Source organism: Bacillota bacterium (assembly GCA_018333655.1).
Classification (GTDB): Bacteria; Bacillota; UBA994; order UBA994; family UBA994; genus BS524.
Map to the genome: position 1 here is coordinate 1 of JAGXTJ010000029.1, position 7,622 is coordinate 7,622.

Annotated in this window: 8 protein-coding genes and 2 tRNA genes; all 10 read right to left on the reverse strand. The window is 52.1% G+C overall.

The annotated features are described in order from the left end of the window. A partial coding sequence (locus KGZ92_06145; protein ID MBS3888867.1) for a transposase occupies positions 1 to 287 on the reverse strand: 287 nt, incomplete at its 3' end. A 977-nt stretch (positions 288 to 1,264) separates the two neighbouring features. Further along, positions 1,265 to 1,675 carry a type II toxin-antitoxin system HicB family antitoxin gene (locus KGZ92_06150; GenBank protein MBS3888868.1) on the reverse strand — a complete coding sequence of 137 codons (411 nt, stop codon included), beginning with the start codon at positions 1,673 to 1,675 and terminating at the stop codon, positions 1,265 to 1,267. Between the two features lie 35 nt (positions 1,676 to 1,710). Continuing rightward, a complete protein-coding gene (locus KGZ92_06155; GenBank protein MBS3888869.1) occupies positions 1,711 to 1,899 on the reverse strand; it encodes a type II toxin-antitoxin system HicA family toxin in 189 nt (62 codons plus the stop codon). A 340-nt stretch (positions 1,900 to 2,239) separates the two neighbouring features. Further along, positions 2,240 to 2,914, reverse strand: a complete 675-nt coding sequence (locus KGZ92_06160) for an ABC transporter ATP-binding protein (protein ID MBS3888870.1) — start codon at positions 2,912 to 2,914, stop codon at positions 2,240 to 2,242. Further along, positions 2,911 to 4,026 (reverse strand): hypothetical protein, encoded by a 1,116-nt coding sequence (locus KGZ92_06165; GenBank protein ID MBS3888871.1) that lies wholly within the window; start codon positions 4,024 to 4,026, stop codon positions 2,911 to 2,913. Before KGZ92_06165 ends, KGZ92_06160 begins: the two co-directional genes overlap by 4 nt. Then, positions 4,020 to 5,024 (reverse strand): hypothetical protein, encoded by a 1,005-nt coding sequence (locus tag KGZ92_06170; protein MBS3888872.1) that lies wholly within the window; start codon positions 5,022 to 5,024, stop codon positions 4,020 to 4,022. The genes KGZ92_06165 and KGZ92_06170 overlap by 7 nt, the downstream gene beginning before the upstream one ends. Before the next feature lie 104 nt (positions 5,025 to 5,128). Continuing rightward, positions 5,129 to 6,427, reverse strand: coding sequence for an aspartate--tRNA(Asn) ligase (gene aspS, locus KGZ92_06175; GenBank protein MBS3888873.1), 1,299 nt, complete (start codon positions 6,425 to 6,427; stop codon positions 5,129 to 5,131). 391 nt (positions 6,428 to 6,818) lie between these two features. Continuing rightward, positions 6,819 to 6,894 (reverse strand) — tRNA-Lys (locus tag KGZ92_06180). A gap of 4 nt (positions 6,895 to 6,898) precedes the next feature. After that, positions 6,899 to 6,975 (reverse strand) — tRNA-Met (locus KGZ92_06185). Positions 6,976 to 7,033: 58 nt separating this feature from the next. Then, on the reverse strand, positions 7,034 to 7,405 hold the full coding sequence (locus tag KGZ92_06190; protein MBS3888874.1) for a S1 RNA-binding domain-containing protein: 372 nt from the start codon (positions 7,403 to 7,405) through the stop codon (positions 7,034 to 7,036). Positions 7,406 to 7,622: the final 217 nt, after the last annotated feature.

Consider the following 7,622-nt stretch of genomic DNA (forward strand, 5'->3'; position numbering starts at 1 on the left):
AGATTTTTCGCGAAGTAGGCCGCTGCTTTTTTTAGGATTTCTACTTCCTCCCTGAGCTCTCTGTTTTCTCGCTCAAACTTCCTCATAATCGCTTCTTCCGGAGTGAGTACAACGTTACCGCTACCAGGGAAAGGATTCGCTCTCTTCTCTACTTGCTTGATCCAATCTCTGAGTGAGGTAACCGATACGCCAAGGTCTTTAGCAATAGCGGGTATAGATTCGTGGCCCTGGTTGACTCTGTAAACGGCCTGTTGCTTGTATTCTGCGTTGTAGTGTTTCTTCTTCATTTATTTCTCCCCTTCTGATACAAGCATAGCACGGATTCTGGTTGTCCAGCAAAAGGGGTATAGGGCATACCCGATCCAGAACCGTGGGTATCCCCAGCTTGCGGACTCCGCCATCGGGTTTGGGTATTTCCTTGCGTCGCACCGGACTCGGCTTGTAGCGGCCTTCCCGGATGCTCTGCAGAAGTTCCTCCCGATGTCCCTTAATCCACGTAGCCGCAGCTTCAACGGTCATGCCGTCGATGCCAGGCGCTCCGTGGTTACGCTTGACCTGCTTGTAGGCTCGGTTCAGGTTGTCCCGTTCCAAGATATGCTCCAGCAGGTCACTTGCACCGCCTCTTTCTGTGCTTTCCTGAGCGCTGATGCTCCACGCTCCTGCATACTCTTGGCGTTCCACGCTATCCCTTTGCAGGCAGCCCTTGCGGTTTTCTGCTTTCAATACATCAGCCTCCTTCCGGCTCTTATTCAAGGCTTACGATTGTTCGGCCCTTCCCGGAGGATTCCGGTATTATGGCCTCGGCTGACTTCTCACGGCAAGCTTTACGCCGCGTTTCGGCTTGTCCTACTCCACGTCCGTGAGATCTCCCCGGGTAAGAACGATAACCTTCATCCCATCTAACCACCGCATCTACCAGCAAGGGTTCGGGTAGCATTGGACTTCGTTTTGTGTGGCAAACTCGTCCGCCCTGTGCCGGCCTCTATATGCGGTTTCTGTTCGTCGGTCCGGGACTTTGCCTCCGGCTTCCTTCAGATTCCACCTCGCGGTGAACACCCTTGCCTTCGACTAACGCTTCCTGCTACCGAGCGCGTAGTGGACTTGCACCACCAAGTTATCGCCCATGCCGGGCACACCATGCAAAAGCCCTGCAAGTTACTGCAGGGCTTAGTTAGTATGTGGTGCGCCATTAGGGTTTCGAAAACCGGTCTAGTAGGGTCGGTTTTTGTGTTTTTCACTAACAACTTTGCTCGCTTCCGCGACTCTATCTCGGAGCACGTACCCCAAGGTATTCCATCAAAGCCGCTTGAAGGACTTTGGAGAAATTCACACCCTGTGACTCGGCCAACTCTTTTAACCATGCAGGTATGGTCAAATTTGTTTTGACTGCTCTGTTGTCTAATTCATTTCTCACCAGCTCAGGAAAAACCGACACAGAAGCCACAATACACCCTTCTCCCGTATCGGCATCAATCTGAGGGCGCCTTGAGGGAACAGGGATTTCGTCCCCATCCTTCTCCATCCCATAAATGTGAAGCCCCAATGCCTCTGCAGCGTTTTGTTGGGCTTGCTCAAAATCACTCCCTAAACTTACGCACCCCGGTAGATCGGGGAAATACACACCATATCCTTCTGGTGCGGGCTCAAACACTGCAAGATATGTCAATTTCCGCATCTATTTCAAACCCCTTTCTATGGTACTGCAGGCCATCATTTTAACCCCGCCTGCTTAAGGACGCTATTCAATGTACCCGGAGGGATATCGCCAGAGTGGTTTGGGACGGTAACCTTCCCTTTTTTCATCGGGTGCTTTAACTGTATGTGAGAGCCTCGAGTTCTGCTCTCGACTTCGCGCCACCCGTCCTGATGCAAAAGCTTTAGCACTTCTCGAACCTTCATTCGTGTCCCTCCTGACACCTCAATTATACGCCTGAATTATGCGCACGTCAACAGTCTTAGGGTCTCACTTTCATCGGTCTGAGATACTGTCGCCCCGCAAGCGGAATGAGAAAATCTCACCCTAAAATGCCGCTACTTCGCTGTCCGCAGCAGCATGTTCTTCGTTAGTAACTGACCTCCCTTCGACCGTCAGCGCGATGTCGTTGATCTGTTTTTGGCTAATTCCACAATATGCAATTCTGGGAGGCGACGTAGGTTTCGGCCGTCACTTTCGCGGACGCCATTGCAGGTGATTTTGCCGCCGTTGCCCTCACAACATAGGGCGTTTAAGCGAGCTAGCTTACAAAGCTAGGCGACCGTCCACCATCATTACCTGCCGTCCACATTGTTGCGCAAGTTCTAAATTGTGGGTCACTAAAAGGAGCGATCTGCCTGCCTGCACCAAGCTCAGCAGGAGTCGGAAGACCTCCTGTCCGGCTTGCGAGTCTAAGGAGCCAGTCGGTTCGTCAGCCAAAATTACCTGAGGGTCATTGAGGAGCGCTCTGGCAATGGCGACTCTTTGGCGTTGCCCGCCAGATAGATTGCGCACCTTTACATGGGCTTTACTATCTAGCTCTACGTTCGCCAGGGCTTCGTGTGCTCTCCGCCTACGCTCGTGACGACCCGGGCGCTCGGGCGCATACAGTAAGGGAATTTCGGCATTCTCTAGTGCCGTGTAATCTTCGATTAGTGCGAAATCCTGCACTATATACCCGAAAAACTTGCTCCGCAGCGCTCCGAGCTTGTCGCTCGTAAAAGACTTGGTATTACATCCTTGAATAAACACATCGCCCAAAGTGGGCGACACAATAAGCCCAAGCATGTTGATCAGGGTGGTCTTGCCACAGCCTGAAGGGCCGGTGATCGCAACGCTCTCTCCGCCACCAATCTCTAGCGACACACCCCTTACCGCTTGGGTTACTTGTCCTTTTCGACCATATTCCTTGTGGACGGAGACGCAGCTGACTAAGGTCACTGATCGTCACTCCTTAAGTGCAAAACTACATCAGTAGAGCGCAATTTCAATAGGGGGAGACTGGCTAAGAGTGCTACTACGCACACAACCAGAGGCAGAACCCTAATTAACCCGGTGTAGAGAGGAATTCTAAAGAGGGGGAAAACATACGCCGAAACGATAATGACGGGCAGGCTGACAAGCAAGAGCAAGTAAATTACTACCCTGCTATACAAGTGCGACATTTTAGCCCCCGAAAGAAGATGAATGGCGTACTCAGCCATGCGGCTGTCCAAAAGCTGTAGCGTGTTTGTCACGATGCCTACGGCAACAAAGGCTAGAGTTATGCCAAAGAACACTAGAAAATACAGGATGCCGTAAAAGTTGCCCGCATGGTGATGGGCGGCATAAGTCCCTAGATCTAAAGGATTTAGCGCCATACCGCTTTCGTCTAGCATACGCGTAACAAATGTGCGAAGCTCCGACCCTGTTGGATCGATCAGGCAAGTGTTCTTGGCAATCTCCACCCAGTATTCAAAATCGTAAAAGAAGTAGCCCATCATCTCCTCCGCCTCTGCAAGTATGAGCACCGACGAGTCTAGGCTCTTGAGCGCTCCTCGCGCAATAAAACTGCTGCTAGGTGGTAGCCGGTCGCTGACTCTTAGGGGGGTCGTGCTTCGCCCAAATCGTACAGGGCTGCCTATTTCTAGGGCATTGACATTGTGCCCAATGAGCACGAGGGGCTGCGTTGCTTCTCTAGTGGCACTGCCGAGCTGAAAGAACTCGCCAAACTGTCCCATGCCAACTACGAAATTTAAATTGGGGTGCTCCCGCAGCGCGATATTCTCAATATACGAGTAGCCACGGCGATCCTCGTCAAGAACTTCCACCAACAGCGCCGCAGCATCCCTCGAGAATCGCCACTGCTGCACAGCGCCTATTGAGGGGGAGAAGAAAACCACCTCGTGGTCTGAAACCTGGTGGACGCGCCTTATGTAACGTATGGAGTCCGCCATAAAAGTAAGGGTGACGCTGACGAAAAAGATAGGCACCAGTAGTTGCACCACAAAGAAAAAATACACGATGGGATTTCGCCGAATGTCGCGCAGAGCGAATGCGAGCTGTGTCAGCATAGTCGCCCCTCTTTCGCGCCGCCACTTCTTTGCGACAAGAAGGTAACAACGAGCAGGAAGGCACTAACTGCGACGCTAGCAAGGAATGCAATTGGCACCCAGGCAGAGGTAAAACGGCCTAAAAAATCTCGAAAGACCATTGCGAAGATGGTCACACCCAGCAGCGACCCAAGGCACATACTGGGGAAAGTAGCCGCTAACAGCTTAGCCAGTAATGCCTTGGGGGTCGCACCAAATCGGCGATGGATGTGAAAGACTGCGCGATGGCGTGATAGAATGACGAAGTACGCGAAGAAGCAGTTAAAACCAATGAAAACTATCCCCGCTGTCATAAGGACAAGATACATGTCCCGCAAAAGTGACCCTGCGCCCTGTATAAAGGGCACCTCGTTATACGTGTACCCATATGAGGTCAGTAGTGTCAGTATCTCGCGCACTGCCGTCGAATTACGGCTAAAGTAGTAAGTCCCCTCGATGGTGGTAGTGCTCATAAAGTTATACACGAAGAATTGCGCAGGGGTGTACAATGGATGACCTTCACCAAACACGCCCCGTACTGGGATGACTCTACCATTGACAACCGTCGACCCCTGCAGAAGCATACGATACGTAGGAGAGTTGCGTCTGACTAGAGCTATGGCGTCAGGGGAATTAAACCCCTCTGCAGTGAAATATGCGCCCTGAGCAAGGGGTTCTGAGGCGAAAAAACCTGTGGGGTCCTGCAGTCCTATTCCGTAATCGTTGTCCACGTAAACAAGCGTTGTGCCCTCTTTCTGCAAAAGGCCGGCAATTTGACTGACAATGTTCGCGAGTTCCTCTCCCCTCACTCCACCCAATTGGCGTGGCCTCACCCTAAAGATGACGCTTTCTGCTGGAAGCCCAAACGGTACGGCGAGAGCGCGGTCTAATTGAATAACTATGTAACTGACGAACACTGCCATGGCACACGAGAGAAACACGCTGATTAGAACAAATACTCCACCCTGTTTAATCCGCATCATCATCCTCCAGTCGGGTTAGCTACCTGTCACGCCCTGTACTAATAGTAGAGCAGAAAAGCAGTAGAGAAGGACCCTAATGGTGTCTCACCATCAGATTAAGATCAAGCGTCCCGCGTGTTGCGCGACCCCCTTGTCTCTGTTTGGGGGAGTATGCTTGCTTCTCTGATATTCTTAAGCCCGAGCAACTGCATGGTCAGGCGCTCGGCGCCGATGGCAAACCCACCGTGAGGAGGCATACCATAGCGAAACACCTGCAGGTAGAATTCGTATTGCTCAGGGCGTAGTCCGCGCCCTGTCATGCTAGCTAGGAGCGGTGCCAGAGAGTGTTGCCGCAAGCCACCGGTGGTTACCTCTTGTCCTCTGAAGATCAGATCGAAAGATTCAGTGAGAGTGTCATCGTGATGCCCCGGCAGAGCGTAGAAGGGCCGGATGGAACGAGGGTAGCTGTGTAAGAATACGGCGGCGACGCCATACTCGCGCTCGGCCCACTGCGAGATGAGTCTTTCTCCCTCTGGGTCGATGTTCTCGTCAGCGGGGATGGCCTTGCCATAGGTTTTCTCTAGAATGGACAGCGCTTCCCTTAGGGCGAGCCTGGGAATCGGCGGAATCTCAGGTGGGCACTTAATGGCCCCGCCAAACTCATGGCAAAGTAACGACAACAGTGACTTGATAAAGGATTCCTCTAGGTCCATAAGTTCGTTCACATCGCCTACAAAACCCATCTCAATGTCAAGGCTAATGTACTCATTTAAATGACGGGAGGTTCTGTGTTCTTCTGCCCTAAACACCGGCCCCACTTCAAAGACGCGTTCAAAACCTGAACCGACCAGCATCTGTTTAAAGAATTGCGGACTTTGGGCAAGGTAGGCGACTTCGCCGAAGTAGTCGACACTAAACAGCTCGGCACCACCTTCCGTACCGGTGGCCACAATCTTCGGGGTGCTGACGCGGGTGAAACCCTGATGCGCGAAAAACTGTTCAAAGTGCATAACTACCTGCTGCTGCACTCGAAAAACCTGCTGGAAAGAAGGGTGCCGCAGGCAGAGTGGGCGAAAACGGTCGATGAGGCCTAAGCCGACCTCAAGCGCAGGCTTGTTTATAGGGAATGGCAAGTTGTCTGCCGGATTTAGCACAGATAAATCTTCCACCTGTAATTCAACAGGGAAAGCGCGGGAGCGCGAAGGAACGACAAGTCCGCGCACCTCCACCACGCTCTCTAGAGACGGCAAAGCGCCCGCCACGCTACCTGAGAGCACGGCTTGCGCCTCGCCGCTCCGATCAGCTAGAACTAGGAAGGATAGCTCCGCGCCTACGGCGCGCGTGCGGCGCACCCAACCCTTAAGGACGACCAATTCTCCAGCGTGAAGTGAGAGCTTAGCGGCAAGAACTCTTTTGTACATTAACAAGCACCTCCAAGATAAAATAATCCCCCCTCGCTAGGGACGAGAGGGGATTGCCCGTGGTGCCACCCTGATTGGCATCGGTAACGATGCCCACTTGTATCTGTAACGGGACAACCCGCCCTGTTTGACAGGGGACTCAGCGGTTGTCTCTACTCGCTTAGCTACACATCGGCTTCCACCTAGTCCGATTCTCTGGCGTGCAGTTTACGAGCCTCTTCCGCGTCGCAGTCTTTGGTACATATTACCTCGCAAGCCGCCTAGCGTCAAGTTTTTTTGTGCTATGTTTTCGAGAACCACAAACCAAGACATTTTACCGCGGGCGTTTATGCCCTTAGCTTCAGTTGTAGGCAAAAACCCTGCAATTTCTTGCAGGGTTTGGTTTACATAGTGGTGCGCCATCAGGGATTCGAACCCCGGACCCACTGATTAAGAGTCAGATGCTCTGCCAGCTGAGCTAATGGCGCAAGATGGTGGCGGCGGCTGGACTTGAACCAGCGACCTGACGGGTATGAACCGACTGCTCTAGCCAGCTGAGCCACGCCGCCAAACGACAAAATCTATTTTAATATAAATCCGCGGAGAAAGCAACCGGAAATTTGCGGTTTACTTGCCGCTAGATTTCTTGTACGACGTGCCGCGACCGCCACGCTTGGCATCGGTGTGCTTGCGCAAATCAGTGAGACGTTCCTCGCTGTCCTTAAGGAAGCGGTTCATGCGCTCTTCAAACGAAATAGAAGGTCGGCGTTTCGCTTGACGGATAGAAAGACCGATTTTGCCCTTGCTGTCGATATTGATGATCTTAACGACTACCTTCTCTTTTAACTTAAGGTGCTCGTTAATGTCCTTGACATAGGCGTCGGCCACTTCAGAAATATGGACAAGGCCAGTCTCTCCCGTCTCCAGTTCAACAAAAGCACCAAAACTCGTAATACCGGTTACGATGCCACTCAATATGGTGCCTACTTCCAATGCCATGCGAAACGTATTCCTCCTAAATATTTATGGTCTATCTCTGCAATTATACGCAAAAATAAGGGGCGTTGTCAATAAAACGCCGCGGGACCGCAGGGATTCGTCAAAGTCAGAACTCATAGGTACGACTACCTAGAACCCCATATACCGCAAGGAGTTTTCCGGCCTTCGACTACATGTGCGCAGCGCCTGTGCAATGTTTTTTACATTGTGAAGTCGA